Below are 24603 nucleotides of genomic sequence, written 5' to 3'. Positions count from 1 at the left end.
ACGGGTGTGTCGTCAGGCGCACCCGTTTTATATATACCCCTCAATGTCGTTACTTTGCGCTCGATGCAATTCGATTACGACAATATACAACTGCAGTTTATCACACCATCCTGGTTACCTTCCGCTATCCGCGCCGCTGTATTACGGCTGGATCTGCTGCATCCGGAAGTATCGGGTAACAAATGGTTCAAACTCAGGTATAACCTGGAAGCAGCCATCAGGGAAGGCAAAAATCGTATTGTCACTTTCGGAGGCGCTTATTCCAATCACATTGCCGCTACGGCCGCTGCCTGTCAGCTGGCAGGTATTTCCTGCACCGGTATTATCAGAGGAGAAAGCGCGCCTGTATTAAGTCATACCTTGCAGGAAGCAGCTGCCCGCGGCATGGAGCTGGTGTTCATCAGCCGGGAAGCTTATCGGCTCAAAGCGAAAACGGACTGGGCCGCACTGTATCCGGATGCCTGGATCGTACCGGAAGGAGGTAGTAATGCCCTGGGCGCAAAGGGTTGTGAAGAGATCCTGCCACTTGCTGTAAAGCAGTTGACTACCGTTGATAAAGGTGTTATTTCTCCGGCAACAGCTGCTGCATACTTTAGTCACATTGCCTGTGCGGTTGGCACCGGTACGACATTAGCCGGTATTATCAACAGTGCAGCACCGCAGCAGACTGTTTTTGGTTACGCCGTATTAAAAGGGGCCGCCTACCTACAGGAGGAAATACAGGCACTGCTACACCCCGCTCCAGTTCCTCACTGGGAACTGCTCCATGAACATCATGGCGGAGGCTATGCGAAAGTGACACCCGCCTTAAAGACGTTCATGGCTGACTTTCATACTGAAACCGGTATTGAACTGGACATGGTCTATACTGCCAAGCTACTGATGGGCTTCCGTCAGGATGTACTGGATGGCAGATATGCTGATGGCAGTAAGGTGTTACTTATCCACACCGGCGGATTGCAGGGAAACGCCATATAGCAGATTTGTTTATATTTACGGTAATAACTATTCCAGGCACAGGACAGTCATGCTACCTTTGTTTGGATTTTTTTAACGGTATTTGATACCAGTCAGGTCTATCATTTTATTATTTTTGCCAACTTAAAGAGGAAACCCGGCGTTCTTGTGTAAGCAAAGACTCCGGAGACATGGATACAGTACAGGAATTAGCATTTATGAAGCAGTTGTCGCGTCTTATTTTATTAGCAGTCATATTTACGGCATTAGTATTTTCAGTTAAGGCACAGACCCAACCTAATACACCTCCGGTATTACCTGATTTCTCAGCCCTCATCAAGACGGGCAAGATCTCACTGGAATTTATCTCCGGTTTCCGGGATGTAAAATTTATCGGTGTACAGCGCTCCCTGGATAGCGTGCTGAACTTCAGTACGATCGGACTGGTGAATAACCCGAATGATTTCAGGAACAGCTATAATGACGTCAAACCGCTGCCGGGGTCTAACTACTATCGTCTCTTTATCCAATTTAATAACGGACGCTACCTGCACTCCAAAATTGTGCTGGCGGTACCGGACAGTACCATCGACGCTACCAAGAAGCTACAGTTGTCAGATGTAAAGGAGGCCATTGCTGCTGCGAAAGAAGCGGGTATCAATACAGGCACTAATCCTACGACGGCCAAAGAGAAGGTGGTGAAAGAGGAAAAGATTGTGTGGCATCCTTCCAACTATATTTATACCACTGCAGATGGCAACGTGAATATCAAGCTGCCGGATGCGCCGGATAAAAAATACAGTGTGAAGTTCTTCGAACCGGATGGTTCCTTCCTTTTTGAGATCCCACAGATAAAAGAGCCTTTCCTGATACTGGAAAAAGCCATTTTCTTACACGCAGGCTGGTTCAACTTCGAAATCTACCAGGAAGGGAAAGCGTATGAGAAATGGAATCTCTATATCCCGTTAACTTACCGAAACTAACAATTAACACGTTTATACAAAGGGAAAAGGCCCTTCCATCATAGATGAAAGGGCCTTTTCCCTTGTATAAACGCTACTTTGTATTTAGTCCATAATTATTTCCGCCCCGAATACGGTAGCAAAATGTTGCGCGATCCTGCTTTTCACCTCTGCCTCAGATACTTCCCTACCCAGCTCTTCGTGCATGGAGGCGACCTTCTTATCAACAATGCCACAAGGCACGATATTCCCGAAATAGTCCAGGTTGGTATTTACATTCAGGGCGAAACCATGCATGGTCACCCAACGGCTGCAACGTACTCCCATCGCACAGATCTTACGGGCACGGAGAGGATCCTGCGGGTCCAGCCATACGCCGGTTTCTCCCGGAGAGCGGTCTCCTTTGATACAATAATCGGCCAGGGTGAGGATGATCACCTCTTCCAGGTTACGCAGGTATTTCCCTATATCTGTGAAGAAATTCTCCAGGTCCAGGATGGGATATCCTACTACCTGACCAGGTCCGTGATAGGTGATATCACCACCGCGGTTCGTGCTTGAAAAAGTGATGCCTTTATCTTCCAGCTGCTGACTGTCCAGCAACAGATTTTCCATGTGTCCACTCTTACCGAGGGTATAGATATGCGGATGACCACAGAATAACAGGAAATTGGTTGTTTCCTGTGCCTGCCCCGGCAGCTGCTCTCCTTTTGCCAATGCCTGCTTGATGCGTACATTTTGCTGTAAAAGCTGCTCCTGATAATCCCAGGCCTTCTGATAATCAATGATTCCCAGGTCGTTCGTATGGATCTTCTTGTTCATATTGCGGGTACAAAAATACGGAATTACCGCTTGCTGTGATCTATCAGGAGTACCACAGTCCGGAAGAATACATCTAACGATGTTTAGTTATTGCTGTTTATGAGTCATCCCATAGTTATGCTACGTTAAAGCTAGCCGAAAAAGACGTAAGACTAACGTAGGATATGTATAGTATAACTATAGTCAAGAACCGGAGCAAAGCTGATATTTTGAATGGAACCTGTCCTAAATGCCCCCTATTTAGCCAAAATATAGCTTTGACATGCACTATACACGGAGTATACAGGGAGTATTTATGCTTTACCTCATACAACATCCCTTTTTTATACCGGTATCATGCCTGGCGAACTATCAGCAACCGTTAAATTGCCAGTTCAATATTATGTATTACTCCCTGAAAATGAATATCACCTAAGCATATTCCCCTGGTATTTCCCAGGGGACTCCTAAGCAAAGCTTACCCAAACTGTGGACTTGCGCCCGGTTATTCGTACCTTTGCCAAAATTTTGAATCCTCATGGCGGAAGAACTGATTGAAATTGACGATGAACTGGAGAACGGCGAAGGCAGCGAGGAGCTGTACGAGCGGGTGAATATTATAGCTGACAAGGGTCAGGAGCCACTGCGTGTGGATAAGTTCCTGATGAACCGGGTAGAAGGTGCTACCCGTAACAAAATTCAGCAGGCATGTGATAACGGCATGGTCATCGTCAACGACAAACCAGTTAAATCCAACTATAAAGTAAAGGCACACGATCGTATCGTGGTGTATTCCAACAAGAATCCGGAAAACACGCAGGTGATACCGGAGGAACTGCCGCTGAATATCATATATGAGGATGAAGACTTAATGATCATCAACAAGTTACCCGGCATGGTGGTACACCCTGGCTGTGGAAACTATACCGGTACCCTGGTAAACGGCCTGGCCTGGTACCTGGGTGATCATACAACAACTCCAGCGCCGGAACCGAGCATTCCCCGTTTCGGACTGGTACACCGTATCGATAAGAATACCAGTGGATTACTGGTTGTCGCCAAATCTGAGAAAGCCATGAACGACCTGGCGAAGCAGTTCTTCGACCATACCGTACAACGCCGTTACCTGGCCCTCGTATGGGGTGATTTTGAGGAAGATGAAGGAACGATTGAAGCGCACGTTGGCCGTCACCAGCGATTCCGTAAGATCATGGACGCCTATCCTGAGGGAGAATATGGTAAAGAAGCGATCACCCACTATAAAGTGCTGGAACGTTTTAACTACGTGACATTGATCGAATGCCGCCTGGAAACAGGCCGTACCCACCAGATCAGGGTACATATGCAGCACATAGGTCACTCCCTGTTCAATGATGACACTTATAACGGTGACCGTATTCTGAAAGGCACCGTATTCGCCAAATACAAACAATTTGTGGAAAACTGTTTCGAAATCATGCCACGCCATGCCCTGCATGCGCAGACACTTGGTTTCATACACCCGCGTACACGCAAACCTATCCATTTTGAAAGTCCGTTACCTGATGATTTTAAAGCCGTTCTTGAGAAATGGAGACGCTATGTGAGCGCCCGACCATTAGAAGAGTAAATCCATTAAAAAATTAAAACATATCATTTTTTGTTTTAATTTAGCACCTTACCCATGTCCCTTCATGAGAAGCCTATATCTATTAATCGCGGTTTTAATAACCATGCTGGGTGCATTTAGTGCCCAGGCACAGACACAATTTACGTATTCGACGACCTGCCAGAATGATAGTGTTAGATTTGAAATAGCTGAAGCGGACCTCGCAGGCATAGACTCCGTACGATGGTATTTCGGCGACCTGGCCTCCGGGGCTGCGGATACATCCCGCAGAATCAAAGGCGCCCATCTTTACAATACCGTCGCTGCCTACACTGTGCAACTGATCGCCTACAGAGCAGGCGTTCCGTCAACATCTACCACGAATCTGAACATTGTGGCGCCCGTCATCTATGATTTCGGCCCTACCGATCAGACCCTTTGTGATAGTACGACCATTACACTGACAGCACCGGACGTACCGGGAGCCACGTATGAATGGCAAGACGGCTCCACCGGCCGGAGTATCCTTGTTGACAGCATGACCACCTATAAGGTAAAGATCAATGGCTGTCTTATACCCGATTCCGTTAACATTTTTTATACGCCCGTTCCGGAGATTGATCTGGGTGACAGCAGTCTGATACTGTGTCTCGGTGAGACCATCGAGCTGGATGCAACTGCTCAGAACTGTACCTATATCTGGAACACCGGTGCAACCACCCCTAATATCATTGTACACAGTGATGTGGCCATGCCATCTACGCCATACATCGTTACGGCCGATGCACAAGGTTGTGGCCTCTACCGGGATACAATCTATATCGCTTTTGCCGGCGCAGCACATCCTTTCTCACTGGGCAAAGACACGATACTTTGTCCGGGAGAATCCATTACACTGGATGCGACCACACCTGGCGCTACCGGCTACCGCTGGGGTAACCGCGCTATCACACCAACTACCACAATCAGAAGTAACTGGGATCTCTGGGTATTTGTAGAAATCAACAATACCTGTGAAGTACTGGATACAGTCCTGATCCGCTATAAACCAGACAGAGCGCTTGATCTCGGCAACGATACGATTGTATGTAAAGGCGAAACACTGGTACTGAAAGCTGATTTCGGAACAGCCTCCTATCGCTGGCAGGACACCTCCAAACAGGCGACTTTCTACGTGAGAGAAACCGGTTATTACTGGGTAGAAGCAAAAGTAGGCCGTTGTATTGACCAGGATACGATTCACGTACAGTTTGAAGATACCTTACGCACGAACTTAGGACACGACACCCTCTTGTGTATGGGCACCGTATACAATCTGCATCCTGACGGAGCAGGTATGAATTATAAATGGCAGGATAGTTCTTCCTTGCCGATCTTCCCCGTCACGCAGGCAGGACACTATGCGATTGTCGCTAACAACAGTTGCGGACAATCAATCGATGAAGTGGATATTGCGTTCCAGGAATGTGGTTGTCAGGTATATCTGCCCACAGCCTTTACACCGAATGCAGATGGTGTGAATGACTACTTCCGACCGAAATTCCGATGTCCCATTACAGAATTTGAGTTGGTCATTTTTAACCGGTGGGGCCAGCGCATCTACTATACCACCGATCCGGATGTAGGCTGGAAAGGTACCTGGCAGAAAGGAAGAGTACCGTTTGGCTCCTATGTCTGGATGATGGATTACAAAGTGGTATCAACCGGAGAGAAAGTGAAAAAGACAGGTTCTGTAACAGTGATCTACTAAGACAAATACAAGATAAAAAGCGAAGAGCGTATGCCGGTGGCATACGCTCTTCGCTTTTTATGTGCATCGCTTTATTACTGTGGCGTAGTAAACGTATGAAACCTTGCGATGAACTTCGCCGTTTCACGTTTTTTGAAAGGTACGTCCCAGGTACCGTCATAAGTCACCAGTGCAGGAATCAGTAAGCCTTGCTGTTTAGTCATCTGCACATCCATTTTCACATCGAAATCGAACAGCATTGTTTTGTAGGAGAGTGAATATTTCCGTCCGACGATTTCAAAATTATCTTTATTAAAATAAGTGATCAGTTCATTCACCACGACATCTCCCCTGTCCAGACTGTTGAGATCAGGTTTAGCTTTTGCGCTGAATACATAGCAGGATACGCCGAGATATTCCTGGGAGGAGATAGCGAAGTTATAAAAGCGCTGAACTTCCGGATCAAAGATGGCGACTTTCCCACCGACGATAGGAACTCCTCTGACTGGTTTGCCCGGATTAAATATTAACTGTTTCAGCTGTGCTTTATGACGGGCCATACTGCCTTTGGAGCTTTCGGGTTCCTCTCCGGTGGCATCCGCACAGATAGTGCCTTTTGTAAAAAAGAGGTTGCCGTATAGCTCAGCGGTGTAGTAATTGTAATTGCCTTTTTTATCGAAGAAGTCGCCGGTAATGTTTTCCGTCAGCACTTTCATGGTACGGCATCTGCCCTGCATGGACTGCAAGGTCTGACTTTTCAGGGACGCCTGTATTTCGTTGCTTTTATTATAAATGCGGATATCGTTGTCGGCGGTGTAGCCGAGCAGATGCAGATTTTTAAAGGCGCGATAAAAAGTAGTATCGTCTTCTACTCTTTTGATAAAGCTGTTGACGTCAAAGCCTATACGTTTGGCTTCCACGATCACTTCATCCAGGTTAACAGTCATTCCTTTGTAGATGGCTGTATCCTGCGCATAGGTTTGCTGAAAAAATAACAGTGTGACAGTGTAGATCCAGAGTTTTCGCATGGTGCGAAATTATGTATTTTCTTGTTAGCTGGCTTTTCCTGCGACGTACATCTGATCAAGTGTGGGAACCAGGCTACCGCCTTTCTTTTCGAGTGTGATGGCAAACATCTCTGCATTGTCGATGGATTTCATCTTGTGCAGCAATTCATCTTTATTGCCTGTTTCGAATACGCCCATATCGACGGGTTTACCATCTACGATGGCCCAGAGCTGATATTGCTTATCAGCAGCAGGTTCTGGCAGGTTATTCACCATGACGAACACTTCCTTGGATTGTTGATTCCAGTATACGGTAGCGAGTGCGGTGGGAAAAGGTTTGGTGCCAGGCATCTTTACCGCTTTAATGGAAGGGCTTTTAACGATGTTGACAGAAGCTTCCATTTGCTCAAGGCGGGTGCGGTACAGATTGGATTCTGACGCCAGTGAATTTTGTGAGGAGAGTAATGCTTCGTAGCGACCTTTGTAGTCATTGATTTTCCCCGAGTAAACGTAATTCATATACAGGCTACCGAGCAGTGCAACAAACACGGCAGCTGCAATCCAGCGCCAGGCACTGCTTACATAAACTTTTTCTTCGTTAGGGAAAGCGACTTCGGTCTGTTCAACGTAAGTTCCGTTTTCTCTGGCAGTCTCTTCGTCAGCAATGATACGGAGGATATTCTGTTTTAATTCAGGTGCTGGTGTTTTCGCCTGTAATGTAACGTAATGTTCCATATCGAGCTGACAGTCATCCACTGCAGCTCTCACTTCCGGATATTGTGCCATACCGCGTTTCAGCTCCTCTATCTCGTTGGAGGTGGCGAGTCCGCTAACATAAGCTTCGATCAATCCGGACGATATGAAACGTGATGCGTCCACTCTTATACTAATTTTAACAAGTTTCTTAATTGAATGATTGCGTTCCTCATCCTTGTTTTTACGGTACCCAAAGGAATTTCCAGCACCTTGGAAATTTCTTCCTGGGTGCAACCCTTATAGTACGCTAAATCAATGATGATTCGTTGTTCCTTAGTTAATTTTTCAAGAACCTTTGAAAGTCCAAGATGGTCAACGGATGGGTGTACAGTTAAATTACCTGTATATAAATGTACGTCATCGCCAATGTCTTGGATTTTCTGATCCATTTTATGTGCCTTCGAGCGGAGCGTATCAATTGCGGAGTTACGTGTAATATTGAGCATCCATGTGAACAGACGTCCTTTGCTTTCATCGTACCGGTCAATATTACGCCAGATTTTAAGGAACACTTCCTGCAATACATCATTCGCATTGCTTTCGTCGTTGAGCACTTTAAGTGCCACCCCGTACAAAGCAGGCGAATATCGGTCATACAGGTAGCCGAATACCTTCTGGTCTTTGGCCTTTAGCCCCTGCACCAGCTCAGATTCCGTATATGTGAACGCGGATTCCAAAACAGTTAAAAATTTTGTTAAAAATACTTTTCACAGTGTTCACCACATTTCAGCTGCAGGTGCTACAGTACTCGAAACTGTTACCAGTACAACCTGATGTTCCAATCCAAATAAGTCCTAAAATGATGGTTAATGGGAATGCAATAATAAAGGAAAGATAGCAATTATTACGGAATAATTGATAATGAGCGCTATAGTTGGAGGAAAGGAGTAAATGAAGCGTTAAGGTCAACCTGCCACTTTACCCGCGACGAACATTTGTTCGAGTGTCGGTTCGGGGCTGCCGCCTTTCTTTTCGAGGGTTACTGCGAATACCTGGGCATTTTCAACTGGTTTCACCTTTTGTAAGGTATGCGTTTTTGCGCCCAGTTCGAATACACCTGCATCGATAGGCTTTCCGTTTACGATTGCCCAGAGCTGGTATTGTTTATCTGCAGGAGGCTCAGGTAATGCCTGAGCGAGGATGAATGCTTCTTTTGACTGAGGATTCCACCCGATAGTGGCAAATGCACCGGTATGTTTACCGACGCCTGGCATACGGATCCATTTGAAAGAAGGATCTTTCATCAAACCCAGTTCCTTATGTGCATAATCAAGCTGTTCTTTCAGCGCATCTTTCTCTGCGGAGAGAGCTACCTGTTCATCCTGCAGGCTGGCAAGCTGTCCGGTAACGCTGTCTGATTTGCTGTATGACATAATATTCATGCTTACACTACCTAGTAACAACGCGATTGCTGCGGCGGCAGTGTATTGCCATACACGTGATGGAGAGCTGTTTGCCCCTTTTTTATCTTCGGAGAAAATGTCTTCGTATGTTGCTGTGCTTAATGCAGGCGTTGCGGCAGCGACTGGTTCTTCCCGTACATCGTCTTTGTGTAAACGTTCCATCAACTGGCGCCGGATACCTGCCGGCGGCTTTTGAGCCCACAGCTGTATGTAGCGTTCCATGTCATCCTGTACGGCATCGGCAGCAGCCTTTACCTCAGGATGTTGCTGAATGGCACTGACAACCTCACGTGATTCTGGTTCTGATAGTAATCCCGTAACATGGTTTTCAATAACACCGGACGATATGTAACGTTGAACATCCACTTGCTTAGATCTGTTTTAAAATATTCCGCAATTGTATGATCGCATTACGCATCCTGGTCTTCACCGTTCCAAGAGGGATGTCCAATATCTTCGCAATCTCATCCTGAGTGCATCCCTTATAATAAGCCAGGTCTATAATAACACGTTGTTCCTTGCTGAGTTGTTCCAACACTTTCACCAATCCGAGGTGATCCACGGAAGGATGGATAGCCAGCTGGTCTGACGCAAGAACGTTGCTCCCTAATTCTGCAACTTTTTGTCCCATCTTATGAGACTTTGAGCGGAGGGTATCAATGGCAGTATTACGGGCTATATTCACCATCCAGGTGAACAGGCGTCCCTTTTCGCTATCGTAGCGTTCGATACCGCGCCAGATCTTGAGAAAAATTTCCTGCAGCACATCACCGGCTGTCGCCTCATCGTTCAACACTTTGAGTGCAATACCATATAATGCCGGTGAATAATGATCATATAAGTACCCGAAATGCTTTTCGTTCCTCGCCTTGAGGCCAAGTACCAATTCGGATTCTGTATATGTGACTGCTGCTCCCAATGTATTGTATTAGTTTGCAGGCACTAAAATAAAAGGGTTTTCTTACATTACAAAATTTTCACTTGTTTTATTTGTGAAATATCATCTTGTAATCCACGTTGATCTTGCCTTTGGAGATATCTTCCAGCTTACCCTTGATCATTCTGCGTTTTAATGGTTTCAGGTGATCGATGAACAATTTACCATCGATATGGTCGTATTCATGGAATATCACACGGGCGGTAATGCCGGTAAAGGTCTTTTCCTGTGGCTGGAATTTTTCATCTACATAACGCAGCGTTACGGATTCCGGACGATATACGTCTTCACGCACTTTCGGGATACTGAGACAACCTTCGTTGTACGCCCATTCTTCTCCGGCAGTGCTTACAATATGTGCATTGATAAATGCCTGTTTGATCCCGTTATCGCCAGGGAAGTCTTTCTTCTCGTCTTCTTCCAGGCTGTTGATGATCTGTTCACTGTCCACTACAAACAGACGGATAGGTCTGTTGATCTGCGGAGCAGCCAGTCCCACACCATTTGAAGCATACATGGTTTCCCACATATTGGCAAGCAGTTGCTCTAACTGAGGGTAATCAGGGGTTATATCTTCACACATTTTACGTAATACCGGATGACCGTAAGCAACTATAGGTAGAATCATTTTATATTTTTTTCAGAAATGCAAAGGTAAGAATGAATTAGGAATTACTTGTTCTGCAAGTACTCCTGTAATATGATTGTGGCACTGATCTCGTCTACCAGCCCCTTATTCTGGCGGTCCTTCTTTTTGAGGCCGCTGTCAATCATCGTCTGGAAAGCCATTTTAGAGGTGAAACGTTCGTCCACTTTTTTCACAGGCACCTGTGGAAAGTTCTTTTCAAGGATACGTATGCACTCAACAACCAGCGGCGTCGCATGTGTAGCGCCACCATCGAGGTTTTTGGGCTCTCCTATCAGAAATAGCTCCACTGCTTCCTGTGCCAGGTATTTTTTCAGATAAGGAATGAGATCGTGGGTCGCAACGGTGGTCAGCCCGCTGGCTATCAGCTGTAATGGGTCAGTTACCGCCAGCCCTGTTCTCTTCTTTCCATAGTCAATTGCAAGTATACGCGCCATATATCTGTTTTATCCGATGATGAACATATCGGCGATGGCGAATACGGCAAATACCACACTGGCAATACCGTTTGTAGTCATAAAGGCGATATTGACACGGCTCAGATCATTGGGTTTTACCAACAGATGCTGTGACACCAGCATAATAATAAATACAAGTGCGCCGATGGCATATAACCAATGGAACTGACCATACAGGCCAATAATCACTGCCAATGCGCCTGCTACCAGGTGTAACCCTTCGGAGAAATGCAGCGCTCCCGCCTTACCCAACCAGGTAGGAATAGAGTTTAACGCAAGGGAACGATCAAAGTCTTCGTCCTGCAGGGAATAGATAATATCAAAGCCCGCTACCCAGCACAATACCAGGACAGACAGCAATACCGGCAATACGGCAAAGTGACCGGTCACGGCCAGGTAGGCTCCTACCGGCGCCAGCGACAGCCCTAATCCCAGTACCAGGTGACAAAGCGCGGTGAATCTTTTTGTATAACTATAACCCAGTACCACCAGCAATGCTATCGGCGATAAGAGGAAACATAAGAAATTAATGAACCAGGTAGCCGCCATGAACAACAGACAGTTCACGATCACAAATATGAGCGCGTTCTTTTCTGTAATCACACCTCTTGGGATCTCGCGCTGTACCGTACGTGGGTTTTTCCTGTCGATATCAGCATCCAGGTAGCGGTTGAAAGCCATCGCCGCACTCCGTGCGAAAACCATACAAAGCACTACCAGTAAGAATAACTGCCAGCTGAAAGAGGCATCCGTCTTGATCGTAGCAATGAAAAAGCCCGTCAATGCAAAAGGCATTGCGAAGATGGTATGGCTGAATTTAACCAGCGATAGATATTTATTAACCGTTGTGATCATTGTGCCTGTTTGTTTTTCAGTTTTGCAAAGATATCCCAAACCACAATACCAGTACTCACTGAGATATTCAAAGAGTGTTTCATACCGGATTGCGGTATTTCGATGCATCCTTCCACCATTTTCATGACTTCCGCATCTACTCCGCTTACTTCATTTCCGAAAATCAGCGCCAGCGGCTTATCTGATGCGGGAATGAACTGGTCCAGCATAATACTGTTTACCGCCTGTTCTACTGCCATCACGGTATAACCTGCTTCCTGGAGTGCAGCTACTGCTTCAGTTGTCGTTGCAAAGTATTGCCATTCCACTGTTTCAGTGGCGCCCAGCGCCGTTTTCTGAATATCCCGGTGCGGAGGCACCGGTGTATATCCACAGAGCACGACGCCCTGCAGGAGGAACCCGTCCGCTGTACGGAACACTGATCCTACATTATGCATACTGCGTACGTTATCCAGTATCAGTACCAAAGGAGTTTTATCTGCCGCCCGGAACTGGTCAACCGTCTTACGGCCCAGCTCATCCATGCTTAGTTTTCGCATTTTGCAAAAGTACGATAAAATGTAAAGTGTTCAGGGACTGAAGGGCTTTGCAGGGGGCCGTAGGTCTCCACCAGGCAGTAACAACATCCTAAACGATTGTTTTTCAACCAAAAATACATCTTCACAGCTGCAAACAGGGATGTGTACATCTCAAATTCAGCACATCCGCACATTATTATATATTTGCCGAATGGCAAAAAGCAAATCGGTAGAAACCCCGCTCATGCAACAGCACAACGCCATCAAGGCCCGTTACCCGGATGCTGTGTTGTTGTTCCGCGTGGGAGATTTTTATGAAACTTTTAATGACGATGCAATCATCGCGTCCAAGGTATTAGGTATTGTACTCACCAAAAGAGCCAATGGTTCTGCTTCACAACAGGATCTGGCTGGTTTTCCCCATCACTCTCTCGATACTTACCTGCATAAACTGGTTAAAGCCGGCTATCGCGTAGCGGTATGCGATCAGCTGGAAGATCCCAAAATGGCCAAAGGTATTGTGAAACGTGGCGTGACCGAGATGGTCACTCCGGGTGTGGCTGTGAATGACAAGATCCTGGAAAATGCCAGCAACAACTTCCTGGCGGCCGTTCATTTTGGAAAAGAACTGACCGGTGTCGCATTCCTCGATATTTCTACCGGTGAATTCTTTGTGGCTCAAGGCAACCTGGAATATGTGGATAAACTCCTGCAGAGTTTCAAACCGGCAGAAGTCATCTTCGCCCGTCCGCAACAAAAACATTTCAAGGAACAATTCGGTTCCAAATTCTATACATATACACTGGAAGAGTGGATCTTCACGACCAATTACGCGGAAGAAACCCTGCTCAAACAGTTTGAGACGCACAGTCTGAAAGGATTTGGCGTAGACGGTTTGCAAGACGCTATCATTGCGGCAGGTGCTTGTCTGCATTACCTGCGCGACACTGAGCATCCACATCTGCAACATATTACCAACATCCAGCGCATCGAACAGGATGATTTTCTCTGGATGGACCGCTTCACCATCAGGAACCTGGAACTGCTGGGCAGCAGTGTCGAAAACGGTCATACCTTGTTGAAAACACTGGACACGACGGTTACACCTATGGGCGCCAGATTGCTGAAACGCTGGATGGTACTGCCATTAAGGGATATCAAACAGATCAACGAAAGACTGGATGTAACCGAGCATTTCATCAAAGAAACCGATCTTTCCAGGGATGTACTGCAACACCTGAAACAGACAGGCGACCTGGAAAGACTTGTCTCCAAGATACCTCTGCGGAAGATCAATCCGCGTGAAGTGATGATGCTGGCGAAAGCCTTACAGCAGGTGGAGGGGATCAAACAACTGCTGGCAAAGACAGGGCATCCTTATCTGACCGCTATTGGTGAAAAACTGAATCCATGTCCGGGCATCCTTTGCCGCATCCTGGAACAGATCGTTGAAACACCGCCGATACTGGTCAGCAAAGGCGGCGTTATACAAAACGGTATACATACCGAACTGGATAACCTGCGTACGATTGCTCATTCAGGTAAAGAATACCTGCTGCGTATTCAGCAGACAGAGTCTGACGCGACCGGCATTCCAAGTCTGAAAGTAGCGTTCAATAATGTGTTCGGCTATTACCTTGAAGTAACGAACGCACATAAAAGCAAAGTACCTGAAAACTGGATCCGCAAACAGACGCTGGCCAATGCAGAGCGTTATATCACACCTGAGCTGAAGGAATATGAAGAAAAGATCGTAGGTGCGGAAGAAAAGATCCTGGCACTGGAAATACAGTTGTTTGACGAATTGCTGCTGGCATTACAACCACACATTCAGGCTATCCAGCAGAATGCACAGCTGATGGCACGACTGGACTGTCTTTTAAGTTTTGCCAATAACGCCATTCAATACAAATACCGTCGTCCGAATGTCACAGAGGGATATCACCTGGACATCCGTGAAGGCAGACATCCGGTTATTGAAAGAGGTTTGCCACCCGGAGAAAGTTATGTAGCGAATGATATTGTACTGGATAAAGAAGAACAACAGATCATCATTCTGACGGGTCCGAACATGAGTGGTAAATCCGCCTTGCTACGACAGACCGCGCTCATTACACTGATGGCGCACATGGGTAGCTTCGTACCGGCAAGCGCGGCGGAGATCGGTTTAACAGACAAGATCTTTACACGTGTAGGCGCTTCGGATAACCTGAGTGGTGGAGAATCTACCTTCATGGTTGAAATGAATGAAACAGCCAGCATTATCAACAATATCACGCCAAGAAGTCTGGTAATACTGGATGAAATCGGCCGTGGTACCAGTACTTACGATGGTATTTCTATTGCCTGGAGCATTGTGGAATACCTGCATGACATGACTCCGCATAAGCCTAAAACACTTTTTGCGACACACTATCATGAGCTGAATGAACTGGAGAATAAACATGGTCGTATCAAGAACTACCATATCACCAATAAAGAATCCGGTAATAAAGTGATCTTCCTGCGTAAACTGGCGCCAGGTGGTAGTCGCCACAGCTTTGGTATACATGTGGCGCGTATGGCGGGTATGCCTCCTCAGTTGCTGCAACGCGCCAATGAAGTGCTGTCACACCTGGAGCAGAAACACATTGATGCGCCGTTGGAAAAACATGTGAAAGAGATGGCGGGACCTACGCAGAAAGTACAGCTCAGCATCTTTGATGCGCATAGCGATACTTTCAAAGAAATCAGGGATATGTTGAATGATGTAGACATCAATAGATTAACGCCGGTAGAGGCGTTGTTAAAGCTGAATGAGATTAAAAATCTTCTGTAAAAATTAGGAATTAAGAATTAAGAATTAAGAATTTAAATGCAGCGATCCGGCTGTGAATAAAAAGGTGGCTATTCTTCATGTCTGAAGAACAGCCACCTTTTTTATGTCATTTAAGGCAATTAGAAAGTTCATTCTTAATTCTTAATTCTTAATTCTTAATTCTTAATTCTTAATTCTTAATTCTTAATTCTTAATTCTTAATTCTTAATTCTTAATTCTTAATTCTTAATTCTTAATTCTTAATTCTTAATTCTTAATTCTTAATTCTTAATTCTTAATTCTTAATTCTTAATTCTTAATTCCTAATTGACTTACGGTCGTTTTACATCCTTCTCTTCATCTCCTTTTTCATAGGGCAGCGATAGCATAATCATGGTCATCATTTCATCTTTTGTGCGCATGGCACCATAGACGAGTTGTGGCGGGAAGGATGGATTGGCGGCATTATTCACGGTATTATCATACTTGCCTTCAATCGTAAGTATGGTTCCTTTCGGGATCTTCACCATTTTCGGGAACCAGTATATTTCCTGCCAGTTGAAATCCCATTGCGGAATGGATATGAGACGGATGGTATCCTTTTCGGGTGTTACGGCATATGCTTTAAAGGTCTGTCCTAAGAGGTGCATATGTGGCCATACGTATAAGATAGATTGTGTTTCGGTGAGTTTTACATTCATTTTAAAGCTCTTTTCCACATTCGCAGGAATATAGAAGAAAGGCTCAATCTCCTTCTCTCCTACCCCTCCCGAACCATAGCTTGTAGCCCTAATCAGGCGTTTTACCGGCTTCTTTCTGAAAAAGAACTGTACCCCACTGATCACTTCCTCATCTTTCCCTACAGGCGCATAATGGACGGTCAGCAGTACGACGCCCCGTTTGGGCATGACCCATCCGATATCTTCGGGATAGGACTCATAGCTGCTGCCGGGAATCCATCCACCGAAGTATTTCATCTTTTTACGGTATTGAACGTATTGCTGGTAATAATCAAGGTGAGATTCTGTGTTATCCACATAATCTGCGGTATTGTTGAAATCCGCATCCGGCACATCATTGATCTCGTAGTTGGCGTGATGAATGACCTTGCGGTTATTGGAGGTAAATTCGATTGCTTCCACGGCGAGGGAATCCGGTATTTCGAATGGTAATTTATATACGATGAAACGTTCTACGTTATCCCCTTTGAGGGTGTAGGCGGTATTCATTTTTACTACGAGATCAGGCGGCCGGTGAAAGAGGGTTCCTTCTACAAAGGCTTGTGGCACTTCTTTCACTTCTCCTTCCCCTTTCGGCATACCGTGTTCTGCCCAGTCGCCCAGGAGTTTAATTTCTTCATCGCTCAGTCTTCTTTCATTTGCGAAGGTGACATAGTGCGGGTCTGGTTTCCATGGCGGCATGTAGTGGCTTTCAGTCACCCGTTTAATGAAGTTGGCTCTTTTGGCGACCTCGTCATAGGTTACCAGGGAAAAGGGAGCTGCTTCACCATGACGATGGCAGGGTGTGCAGTTACGGTGAATAATGGGGGCAATATGCTGGGACCAGGTCACCTGCTGTGCGGAAACGTGGCGCAACGGCAATATCAGCAGGAGGCAGCAGCAAAATGATCGGAATACTTTGTGCAGCATTTTCACAGGAATAAGGAATCAGTTAAGAACTGTAAGGTAGAAAAAAACGGGGAAAGGCAGGGGCAAAAAAAAGGGCCGGCATAATGCCGGCCCTTTTTGGAATATCATCAGAGACTATTGAACATCCCAGAAGATTGGTGTGTCGCGTTTGTCTTTACCAGCAACTTTGTTGTACTCTGCTGTGTTATACAGCGCTTCGTTGGTAGGATACAACAGACGTTTAGGAGGTGTAGGCGCGCTAGAGTTACTAACATTAGGGAACTTCAGATCAGGATAACCTGTTCTTCTCATTTCAGCCCATGCCTGACCTGCCTGCATTACAAAGAAATGCTCCCATTTCTGCGTATAGATCTTTGCCAGCTTTTCGGTAGCAGTACCGCTATAAGCGATAGCAGGTTTAGCGAGGAAGGCGTCGATAACTCCAGCAGCTGGAGCAGCCAGTGGTGCCCGATTGAAGTCATCCTGTCCTTGTCTCTTAATTGCAGACCTGTTAATGCCGTAGTAGAAATCGATAGATTGTCTGATACCATTGTTGTATTCAGTTGCCGCATCGCCACCACCAAATCTTTCGAAAGCTTCAGCTTTCAGGAAGCTAACTTCAGAAGCGGTGATGATTACACCTGGAAGGTTATCATTGTAAGTGAAAGTCGCGGTATCAAATACTGCATACAGACGGTTTACATCATCGTAGTCACCTACGCTACCATTCCATGGGAAACCTTTGTAACCATTCTTATCATCTTCATCCCACATTACATGCAGACGAGGGTCGCCATTTGTTTCCTGCAAAGTGTTGATCAGATATTCCGGAGCGAAACCATAATTTCTGAATGGATCAACCAGGTCACTTCTTATAGCTGTTGGTTTTTCCTGGAATAGTACATTCTGGTCGTTGGAAGCGATCAGTGGGTAAGTAGTTGGAGCGCTCAGCATAGCAGTGATCTCTGATTGTACAGATGCATCACTGTTGGACACACGCATCAGCAAACGCAGACGAAGAGAGTTTGCATAACGCTGCCATGCAGTCATGTCACCTTTCAGTACAACATCAGCAGTTGACAGTTCAGACTTAACATCTGTTTGAATATTTGCGGTATCAAAGTAAGTATTGAGCGCTTTCAGATCAGCAATGAACTTAGTATACAAAGTCTTTGCATCATCATATGAAGCATTGGTCGCAGTACGGCCTGGTGTATTCAGTCCATTTGAATTGGTAAATGGGATATCGCCCCACAGGTCGATCATCTGAGCAGCCTGGTCGTAGACTAATACTTCCGCACATTTCAGAAACACCTGATTTCTTTCCTGATCAGCAGCTGGCATCAGACTTAAAGTCGTCTGCATTTCACGGTAGCTACTCATGATACCAGGGCCGTTATAGTTATAATCAGGCGCGTCACCGTCATTAGCACGTACACCTGAATAAAAATCTGTCCAGCGGCTTTCCAGGTAGGAAGGGTTTGGAACATACATATTGTTACCTGGTGCAACAGCTACTAACTGTGTGTAGTTTGCCATTGCCGGCATCAGGAATGTATAATAATCAGTGTAGGTTGGGTGTATCCTTTTGTTAAGGTACATACCTGACAGCAGCTTACTTAAAGATCCTTCAGAGATTTTCTCCGGATTGGAATAAGACTCTTCGATCTTTTTAGCACAAGAGCTGAACAAACCAGCCATTGAGCAGACGAGAGCTATATTAACAAAGATTTTTTTCATTATTTTCTATTTTCCAATTTTACACAATTACATATTAGAAACGAGCACGGATGCTTGCTCCATAACTTCTTGTAGGACCAGCGGTACCATTGTCAATACCTTGCTGCCACCACATAGAACCTACACCAACTTCAGGATCCAGTCCTTTAGGCAGGGATTTGTAAACATACAGCAGGTTACGTCCGATCAGAGACACCTGAAGACCCTGGAAGTGCAGTTTATCACTAAACGCTTTCGGGATGTTGTAAGTTACAGCTACCTCACGCAGTTTAATGTAATTGTTTTTGAAGATTGCAGCGCTATAATCGCCGGTTTCACCCCACTGGTAGTTATTGAAGTAATGGTCAGCAGCAGAGATCACTCTGTCATTCTTAGAACCATCAGCTTTAACACCTGGCAGGATCACACCATCATGATAAGGACCATTTGCATCCAGTACGTAAGTATACTGTTTAGTATCCTGAGACTGCTCGTTACCTTCAACATGGTAAGACAGACCACCACGTGCTGCGTCTCTGTATTGCAGACTTGATTTCAGCATACCAGCACCGTACATATAGTAGGTTGGCGTTGAGATCAGGTTACCACCAAAGCGGTAGTCAAGTGTGAAGTCCAGTGCGAAGTTTTTATACGAAAGTGTATTGGAGAAACCACCTACTAATTTAGGCAGAATGTTACCAGCTTTAACATAGTCAGTTTTGTTCAGCGTATACACACCATTTTCGTCAACGATCATGTTACCTTTTCCGTCTGTTTCACGTGGGTGGATATAGATATTACCCAGAGACTCACCTACCTGAGAACGAATTACAACATATTGGTTATCCAGGTTTGTTGCGTCCAGGAAAGTCTGACCGTCAGGCAGTCTTGTGAGTTTGTTTCTGTTAACAGCGAAGTTGAAACGGGTATTCCAACGGAAGTCTTTCTTATCGATCGGAGTTGCGCTGATCGCAGCTTCAAAACCGTAGTTGGAGATATCTCCTGCGTTTACCAGCTGGCTTGCAGCACCGGTAGTAGTAGCGATAGATCTGAAGAGGATCTGATCATTCACCTTGTTGTTATAGTAACTCAGGTCAACGCTGATTTTGTTGTCAAGCAGTCTTGTTTCCAGACCGATCTCAGATTCTCTCTTTTTCTCAGACTTCAGATTTGCGTTACCGAAGGCTTTACTGTTAGGCTGCTGATACAGCAGGTTGTTGTTGCCATAAGCCACACCATACTGTGTGTACAGTACGTTAGACTGATACAGGTTCGGGTGGTTACCTACAAAACCGTAAGAACCTCTGATCTTAGCGTAGCTGATTGCTTTAGGCATTTTCACTACGTCAGACAGGATGAAACCTGCGTTGAAAGACGGATAGAAGTAAGAGTTTACTGCTACAGGCAGTGTATTGGTTGACTCATAACGGCCGGTACCTTCAATATACAGGAAGCCTTTATAAGCAAAGTTTATGATACCGAAACCAGCAACATCGTATTGAGTTGCACGCTCAGACACTACAGTTGCCTGTTGTGCAGAGTTACCGATGCTAAACCAGTTTTCAGATACCAGACCACCGTTGGAAGAGATCTTATTGTATTTGTAAGTAGTTTTACGTGCAGTATAACCACCGGTAACGGTCATATCCAGATCCTTCGTCAGTTTAGGATTGTATACAGCCAGTACGTCACCGTAGAATACATTGTTATTTCTATTTTCTGTAGCATACATACCGCTATAACCAAGTCTTGCTGGTTTCTCGTTATGTCTCATATCAGCAGCATACAGGTTTGTGAAGTCACCACCCGCTCTACCTCTGATAGTCAGGTTATCCAGCAGTTTAATGCTCAGGGTAGCACTGTTGATGAAACGGTTCTGGGTTTCATCGTAGCTGTTACGCAGGTTATCCCAGAAGTAGTCCAGCAGCTGGTTAGCTCTGATGTTATACAGGAATTTATCTTCCTGACCATAGCTGGTATTATTATACAGTACGTATTTGTAACCGTCTCTGGTCTGGAATCGTGTCTTATAGACATTCATATCATCAAAACGGCTGAAGAAACCACCAAAAGAGTTGGTAACGTTACTCAGTACGTTTGGACGGTTATGGTTGAAGAAGTTATTATAGCTGGACACAACATCTAATGATACTCTTTCGCTCAGCTTCAGGGTACCATTGAAGTTGAAGTTATTCTTATACAGGTTGCTACCTGGCATGATGCTCTTGTAGTCAAGACGAGTGTAAGAAAAACGGAAGCTACCTTTATCATTTGCGTTAGAGATCGCAACGTTAGCCTGAGAATTGTAACCAGTCTGGTAGAAATCCTTGTAGTTGTTAGGCTGTGCTTCGTATTTTCTTTTTGTACCATCCCAATAAGTAACTTCACGGCCATCGAATTTAGCACCGAATGAACCGTAAGCTCTGTAGTAAGGGTGATGCGCGCCATCCGTCTCAGTGAACCAGCCATCGCGGCTCTGTCCATTGGTAGCAGACAGGTTCAGGGCCGGGTTGTAACCAGGACCATATTCGTTCTGATAATCAGGAGACATCGCCAGTTTTTCCTGGTTGTAAGAGTAGTTAGCTTCTACACCCAGGCCGTTTTTGCCTTTTGCACCTTTTTTAGTAGTGATTACGATCACGCCATTCGTTGCTTCTGAACCGTACAGCGCTGTAGCACTCGCACCTTTCAGTACAGTCAGGCTCTCGATATCTTCAGGGTTAATATCGTTGGCACCGTTACTTTCGATACGACCATTGCTGGTACCGAAAGAGTTGGATCCAGGATTGCTGAAGTTTCTCAAAGGCACACCGTCGATTACATACAGTGGCTGCGTGTTCAGACCTACAGAAGATACACCTCTTACCTGAATAGACACACCACCTGCAGCACCACCTGGCGCCTGCGTGATTTTCACACCCGCAGCTTTACCATACAGTGCAGAACCGATGCTAGGGCTGGCAGTCTGTGTTAAATCTTTAGAGCTCACAGTGCTTACGGCATAACCCAGTGCACGTGATTCTCTTTTAATACCCATTGCAGTAACAACTACCTCATTCAGGTTTTTGTTGTCTTCCTGCAATGTAACATCGATGTTAGTTTTTCCAGCAACTGGAATTTCCTGGGTAACAAACCCTACATACGAAACGACTAATGTACCTTCAGCTGGAACCGACAGCTTGAAAGACCCGTCCGGGTTTGACATGGCGCCATTAGAAACGCCCTTTTCTTTAACGGTTACGCCAGGGAGAGGAGTACCCTTGGCATCTTTGATAGTTCCCGTCACTGCTATCTTAGTCTGTGCTAAAGCAGTAAAGCAGCAGCATAAGAAAAGCAATGTACACACTAAGAGAGATCTTCGCATAGCTTTCTTTGGATTTTAGTTTATGATGTTTTATTTAGTCCTTATGAAAACACATAGGTATAGATGCACCTCTCCCATTAAGAGGTAACACATAATGTTCCTTCATAAAAAATTTACTTGCAATGCTGAGATTAAAAAGCAGATTTCGATATACCGCCTGGCACAGTTTCCTTCTTCTTACAATAGACTAGCTTACGAAAATGGTATCGGGGATAAATAATTCGGCATAGGTATTTAATATTTATTTCCCGCTACCTCCATTGTTGAAATTTCCATTGTTCTACATGTCCCTATTCTTTCGCTTTCCTCAAATCACACATTAAATAATATTATTATTTCACTTTCGAACGCCAAGCTAAAAAATAAAAACAGAATGAACAAGAAACATTTAACAGATTTTTGTGTTCTAGTTAACAATTGGGTTAAAATGATAATATTACGTAATGAAATAAGAAAATAGTATTAGTCCCTATTTCGATTTGCTTTCATTTTTCAGGCTAATCGTTTCGTCTCCTTTCTCATGAGTCAGGTAAAGCATCACAAGTGTTAACATTTCATCTGTCGATTTCATATCTCCACTCGAGTAAATCAGCCGTGGTGGCGACGATGGGTTAGCCGGGTTAGCAGCGGTATTGTCGTAGGTCGCCTCTATATGGATGATCGTACCCTTGGGTAACTTCAACAATGTCGGATACCAGTAGACTTCCTGCCATTTGAAGTCCCAGTCAGTTACTGATACCATTTTAACCGTGTCTCCAGTAGGTGTAACGCCAAATGCCTTGAATTTTGTTCCGATATAATGCATGTGTGGCCATACATACATCACCGATTGATCTTCGGGCACTGTAACTTTTAGGCGGAAGGTTTTCACCGCATCCGCCGGTATATAAAAGTAGGGGTCAATGTCCTTCTCTCCTACGCCGCCTGATCCGAAACTGACTGCCCGGATTTCTCTTTTGACAGGCGTTTTTGTGAAAAACAGCTGAATCCCACTGATATTATCTTCTTCTTTTCCGACTGGTGCATAGTGTAATGTCAGTAAGATGACACCACGCTTAGGCATTACCCAGCCGATGTTTTTGGGATAAGATTCACAGGTAGCACCGGGAATCCAACCGCCATAGTAAATCATATGCTGGCGAAACGGCACATACTGTACATATTTGTTCCGGTCGTCTTCTGTAAGATTGATATAATCCTGTCCTGCGTAAATGTCAAGCTGCTGGTCGGGTACTGCGTCAATCTCATAATTTGCATGATGAATCACTTTCCGGTTATTCGACACAAACTCGATCGCTTCCACATTCATATCGGTCGCCAACTCGAACGGTATTTTATACACAATGAACCGTTCCTTGTTATCGCCCTGGATATGAAAAGCTTTTGGCATCTGCAGCACCGTATCCGGTTTACGGTTATAATGTGTTCCCTCCACGAAATGTACTTCTTCCTGTTGGGCCGCTTCTTTTCCTTTCGGCATTTTATTGTCAGCCCACTCAGCGATCATGGCGATCTCTTCATCCGTCAGTCTTCTTTCATTAGCAAAAGAAGTATAGTGACTATCCGCTTTCCACGGTGGCATGTACCTGCTTTGGGTGACCTGTTTTATAAATGTGGCCCTTTTGGCAACATCGTCATATGTCATCAGTTCAAACGGTGCAGCATCTCCTTTTTTATGACAGGGCGTACAATTAGCATGAATGATCGGCGCTATGTGCTGATTCCATGTAATCTTCTGCGCGGATGCAAATGGCATCTCCCATAAAAACATCGACAGTAAAATGATAACAACCCTGCACGGCATACTCACCTGATTGGCATATTGAATTAATAGTTACTGATAAGACAACCAATTGGCTGTGTAGCATAAGTCAGGTCGCTTCCTGACAAGAGGTTTTCAATCGCCAGCGACAGGTACAGCTTTGTTGCTTTCACACGCTTGGTACCAAGACCGGTTACCCAATCATCGATCAGTCCTCTGTAATATTCTCTTCCATTTTCACCTATCAGCAGTGCTTCCGGCGTAACGGTTGCTCTCAGTGATTCAGCTGCATGTTTATCAGGATCCATCAGTATCGGAAAAGTAATTTTGTAGTCTTTGGCATATTCCGCCACCATCTCTCTCGTGAACGTTTTTCCGCTCACGATACCATAGAACTGTATTTCAGGATATTTCTGCTGCATTGCCTGCAACACGGGGGCATAGTTTTTACACAGCGGACACTCTGGTGAAAGAAACAGGTATACAACTGCTTTTCCTCTGGGTTTTATAGTATGCGTTTTTCCGTTGTAATCTTTCAGGCTCCCTCCTGTTGTAAATCCGGTGCCGGCTATCAGTTTTGTCGTAGTGGCTTGTAAGGATAGCAGCCCTGCCAACAGGACACACACAAGTAGTTTAGGCATAGTGACTTTCGTTTTCTCATAACAATAAATCCGATCGTTGATGATGCAGCGTGGTACACTACCAGCGCTCAGGCT

At 45.3% G+C, this 24603-nt stretch carries 20 protein-coding genes; 5 read left to right on the top strand and 15 right to left on the bottom strand.

Annotation, left to right across the window (positions count from 1 at the left end):
- The first annotated feature begins 63 nt into the window (after window positions 1-63).
- The gene (locus CPIN_RS09620) at window positions 64-978 is read left to right on the top strand and encodes a 1-aminocyclopropane-1-carboxylate deaminase/D-cysteine desulfhydrase (RefSeq protein ID WP_012789586.1); all 915 of its coding nucleotides are present in this window, start codon (window positions 64-66) and stop codon (window positions 976-978) included.
- A gap of 170 nt (window positions 979-1148) precedes the next feature.
- Window positions 1149-1940, top strand: a complete 792-nt coding sequence (locus CPIN_RS09615) for a hypothetical protein (RefSeq protein WP_012789585.1) — start codon at window positions 1149-1151, stop codon at window positions 1938-1940.
- Between the two features lie 84 nt (window positions 1941-2024).
- On the opposite strand, the gene lipB is transcribed toward CPIN_RS09615, so the two are convergent.
- Complete coding sequence (gene lipB / locus CPIN_RS09610; protein WP_012789584.1) at window positions 2025-2741, bottom strand: lipoyl(octanoyl) transferase LipB; 717 nt, start codon at window positions 2739-2741, stop codon at window positions 2025-2027.
- 517 nt (window positions 2742-3258) lie between these two features.
- On the opposite strand from lipB, the gene CPIN_RS09605 reads away from it, so the two are divergent.
- Both CPIN_RS09605 and CPIN_RS09600 read left to right on the top strand, forming a co-directional pair.
- Window positions 3259-4329, top strand: a complete 1071-nt coding sequence (locus CPIN_RS09605; protein WP_012789583.1) for an RluA family pseudouridine synthase — start codon at window positions 3259-3261, stop codon at window positions 4327-4329.
- Window positions 4330-4393: 64 nt separating this feature from the next.
- The gene (locus CPIN_RS09600; protein ID WP_083781084.1) at window positions 4394-6058 is read left to right on the top strand and encodes a T9SS type B sorting domain-containing protein; all 1665 of its coding nucleotides are present in this window, start codon (window positions 4394-4396) and stop codon (window positions 6056-6058) included.
- Between the two features lie 74 nt (window positions 6059-6132).
- Here the strand turns inward: CPIN_RS09600 and CPIN_RS09595 are convergent, their stop codons facing one another.
- The 9 genes from CPIN_RS09595 to CPIN_RS09555 form a co-directional block, all read right to left on the bottom strand.
- Entirely contained in the window at window positions 6133-7065 is a 933-nt protein-coding gene (locus tag CPIN_RS09595) for a hypothetical protein (RefSeq protein WP_012789581.1), read from the bottom strand.
- 24 nt (window positions 7066-7089) lie between these two features.
- The gene (locus CPIN_RS09590) at window positions 7090-7923 is read right to left on the bottom strand and encodes an anti-sigma factor (protein ID WP_012789580.1); all 834 of its coding nucleotides are present in this window, start codon (window positions 7921-7923) and stop codon (window positions 7090-7092) included.
- Window positions 7924-7925: 2 nt separating this feature from the next.
- Window positions 7926-8477: an RNA polymerase sigma factor gene (locus CPIN_RS09585; protein WP_012789579.1), complete on the bottom strand. Its 552-nt coding sequence runs from the start codon at window positions 8475-8477 to the stop codon at window positions 7926-7928.
- Window positions 8478-8705: 228 nt separating this feature from the next.
- Window positions 8706-9569, bottom strand: coding sequence for an anti-sigma factor (locus CPIN_RS36465; protein WP_012789578.1), 864 nt, complete (start codon window positions 9567-9569; stop codon window positions 8706-8708).
- Between the two features lie 4 nt (window positions 9570-9573).
- Entirely contained in the window at window positions 9574-10122 is a 549-nt protein-coding gene (locus CPIN_RS09575) for an RNA polymerase sigma factor (protein ID WP_012789577.1), read from the bottom strand.
- A 67-nt stretch (window positions 10123-10189) separates the two neighbouring features.
- The gene (gene def / locus CPIN_RS09570) at window positions 10190-10768 is read right to left on the bottom strand and encodes a peptide deformylase (RefSeq protein WP_012789576.1); all 579 of its coding nucleotides are present in this window, start codon (window positions 10766-10768) and stop codon (window positions 10190-10192) included.
- Window positions 10769-10812: 44 nt separating this feature from the next.
- The gene (gene ruvX / locus CPIN_RS09565) at window positions 10813-11223 is read right to left on the bottom strand and encodes a Holliday junction resolvase RuvX (RefSeq protein ID WP_012789575.1); all 411 of its coding nucleotides are present in this window, start codon (window positions 11221-11223) and stop codon (window positions 10813-10815) included.
- 9 nt (window positions 11224-11232) lie between these two features.
- Complete coding sequence (locus CPIN_RS09560; RefSeq protein ID WP_012789574.1) at window positions 11233-12099, bottom strand: UbiA-like polyprenyltransferase; 867 nt, start codon at window positions 12097-12099, stop codon at window positions 11233-11235.
- Entirely contained in the window at window positions 12096-12638 is a 543-nt protein-coding gene (locus CPIN_RS09555; RefSeq protein WP_044218235.1) for an RNA methyltransferase, read from the bottom strand. Before CPIN_RS09555 ends, CPIN_RS09560 begins: the two co-directional genes overlap by 4 nt.
- A gap of 190 nt (window positions 12639-12828) precedes the next feature.
- Here CPIN_RS09555 and mutS point away from each other — a divergent pair, with 190 nt between their 5' ends.
- Complete coding sequence (gene mutS, locus CPIN_RS09550; RefSeq protein ID WP_012789572.1) at window positions 12829-15435, top strand: DNA mismatch repair protein MutS; 2607 nt, start codon at window positions 12829-12831, stop codon at window positions 15433-15435.
- A gap of 311 nt (window positions 15436-15746) precedes the next feature.
- Here mutS and CPIN_RS09545 read toward each other — a convergent pair whose 3' ends face one another.
- The 5 genes from CPIN_RS09545 to CPIN_RS09525 all read right to left on the bottom strand — a co-directional run bounded on the left by CPIN_RS09545 (window position 15747) and on the right by CPIN_RS09525 (window position 24528).
- Window positions 15747-17063 carry a monooxygenase gene (locus tag CPIN_RS09545; protein WP_012789571.1) on the bottom strand — a complete coding sequence of 439 codons (1317 nt, stop codon included), beginning with the start codon at window positions 17061-17063 and terminating at the stop codon, window positions 15747-15749.
- A gap of 114 nt (window positions 17064-17177) precedes the next feature.
- Window positions 17178-18782 carry a SusD/RagB family nutrient-binding outer membrane lipoprotein gene (locus tag CPIN_RS09540; RefSeq protein ID WP_012789570.1) on the bottom strand — a complete coding sequence of 535 codons (1605 nt, stop codon included), beginning with the start codon at window positions 18780-18782 and terminating at the stop codon, window positions 17178-17180.
- Between the two features lie 34 nt (window positions 18783-18816).
- Window positions 18817-22125 (bottom strand): SusC/RagA family TonB-linked outer membrane protein, encoded by a 3309-nt coding sequence (locus CPIN_RS09535; protein WP_012789569.1) that lies wholly within the window; start codon window positions 22123-22125, stop codon window positions 18817-18819.
- A 469-nt stretch (window positions 22126-22594) separates the two neighbouring features.
- Window positions 22595-23881, bottom strand: coding sequence for a cytochrome c (locus CPIN_RS09530; protein ID WP_245552098.1), 1287 nt, complete (start codon window positions 23879-23881; stop codon window positions 22595-22597).
- Window positions 23882-23952: 71 nt separating this feature from the next.
- Window positions 23953-24528 carry a redoxin domain-containing protein gene (locus CPIN_RS09525; RefSeq protein ID WP_012789567.1) on the bottom strand — a complete coding sequence of 192 codons (576 nt, stop codon included), beginning with the start codon at window positions 24526-24528 and terminating at the stop codon, window positions 23953-23955.
- Window positions 24529-24603 lie beyond the last annotated feature (75 nt).

The organism is Chitinophaga pinensis DSM 2588, assembly GCF_000024005.1.
GTDB lineage: Bacteria > Bacteroidota > Bacteroidia > Chitinophagales > Chitinophagaceae > Chitinophaga > Chitinophaga pinensis.
Note: the sequence above shows the minus strand (reverse complement) of the source record. Positions and strands in the feature narration are given on the sequence as shown.

What these genes read in the sequence shown, in the direction of transcription:
- CPIN_RS09605 (WP_012789583.1), top strand. Translation starts at nt 3,259, where the DNA reads ATGGCGGAAGAACTGATTGAAATTGACGATGAACTGGAGAACGGCGAA.
- CPIN_RS09555 (WP_044218235.1), bottom strand. Translation starts at nt 12,638, where the DNA reads ATGCGAAAACTAAGCATGGATGAGCTGGGCCGTAAGACGGTTGACCAG.
- CPIN_RS09595 (WP_012789581.1), bottom strand. Translation starts at nt 7,065, where the DNA reads ATGCGAAAACTCTGGATCTACACTGTCACACTGTTATTTTTTCAGCAA.
- ruvX (WP_012789575.1), bottom strand. Translation starts at nt 11,223, where the DNA reads ATGGCGCGTATACTTGCAATTGACTATGGAAAGAAGAGAACAGGGCTG.
- CPIN_RS09600 (WP_083781084.1), top strand. Translation starts at nt 4,394, where the DNA reads ATGAGAAGCCTATATCTATTAATCGCGGTTTTAATAACCATGCTGGGT.
- CPIN_RS09535 (WP_012789569.1), bottom strand. Translation starts at nt 22,125, where the DNA reads ATGCGAAGATCTCTCTTAGTGTGTACATTGCTTTTCTTATGCTGCTGC.
- def (WP_012789576.1), bottom strand. Translation starts at nt 10,768, where the DNA reads ATGATTCTACCTATAGTTGCTTACGGTCATCCGGTATTACGTAAAATG.
- CPIN_RS09525 (WP_012789567.1), bottom strand. Translation starts at nt 24,528, where the DNA reads ATGCCTAAACTACTTGTGTGTGTCCTGTTGGCAGGGCTGCTATCCTTA.
- CPIN_RS09545 (WP_012789571.1), bottom strand. Translation starts at nt 17,063, where the DNA reads ATGCTGCACAAAGTATTCCGATCATTTTGCTGCTGCCTCCTGCTGATA.
- CPIN_RS09530 (WP_245552098.1), bottom strand. Translation starts at nt 23,881, where the DNA reads ATGCCATTTGCATCCGCGCAGAAGATTACATGGAATCAGCACATAGCG.
- lipB (WP_012789584.1), bottom strand. Translation starts at nt 2,741, where the DNA reads ATGAACAAGAAGATCCATACGAACGACCTGGGAATCATTGATTATCAG.
- mutS (WP_012789572.1), top strand. Translation starts at nt 12,829, where the DNA reads ATGGCAAAAAGCAAATCGGTAGAAACCCCGCTCATGCAACAGCACAAC.
- CPIN_RS09615 (WP_012789585.1), top strand. Translation starts at nt 1,149, where the DNA reads ATGGATACAGTACAGGAATTAGCATTTATGAAGCAGTTGTCGCGTCTT.
- CPIN_RS09540 (WP_012789570.1), bottom strand. Translation starts at nt 18,782, where the DNA reads ATGAAAAAAATCTTTGTTAATATAGCTCTCGTCTGCTCAATGGCTGGT.
- CPIN_RS09560 (WP_012789574.1), bottom strand. Translation starts at nt 12,099, where the DNA reads ATGATCACAACGGTTAATAAATATCTATCGCTGGTTAAATTCAGCCAT.
- CPIN_RS09620 (WP_012789586.1), top strand. Translation starts at nt 64, where the DNA reads ATGCAATTCGATTACGACAATATACAACTGCAGTTTATCACACCATCC.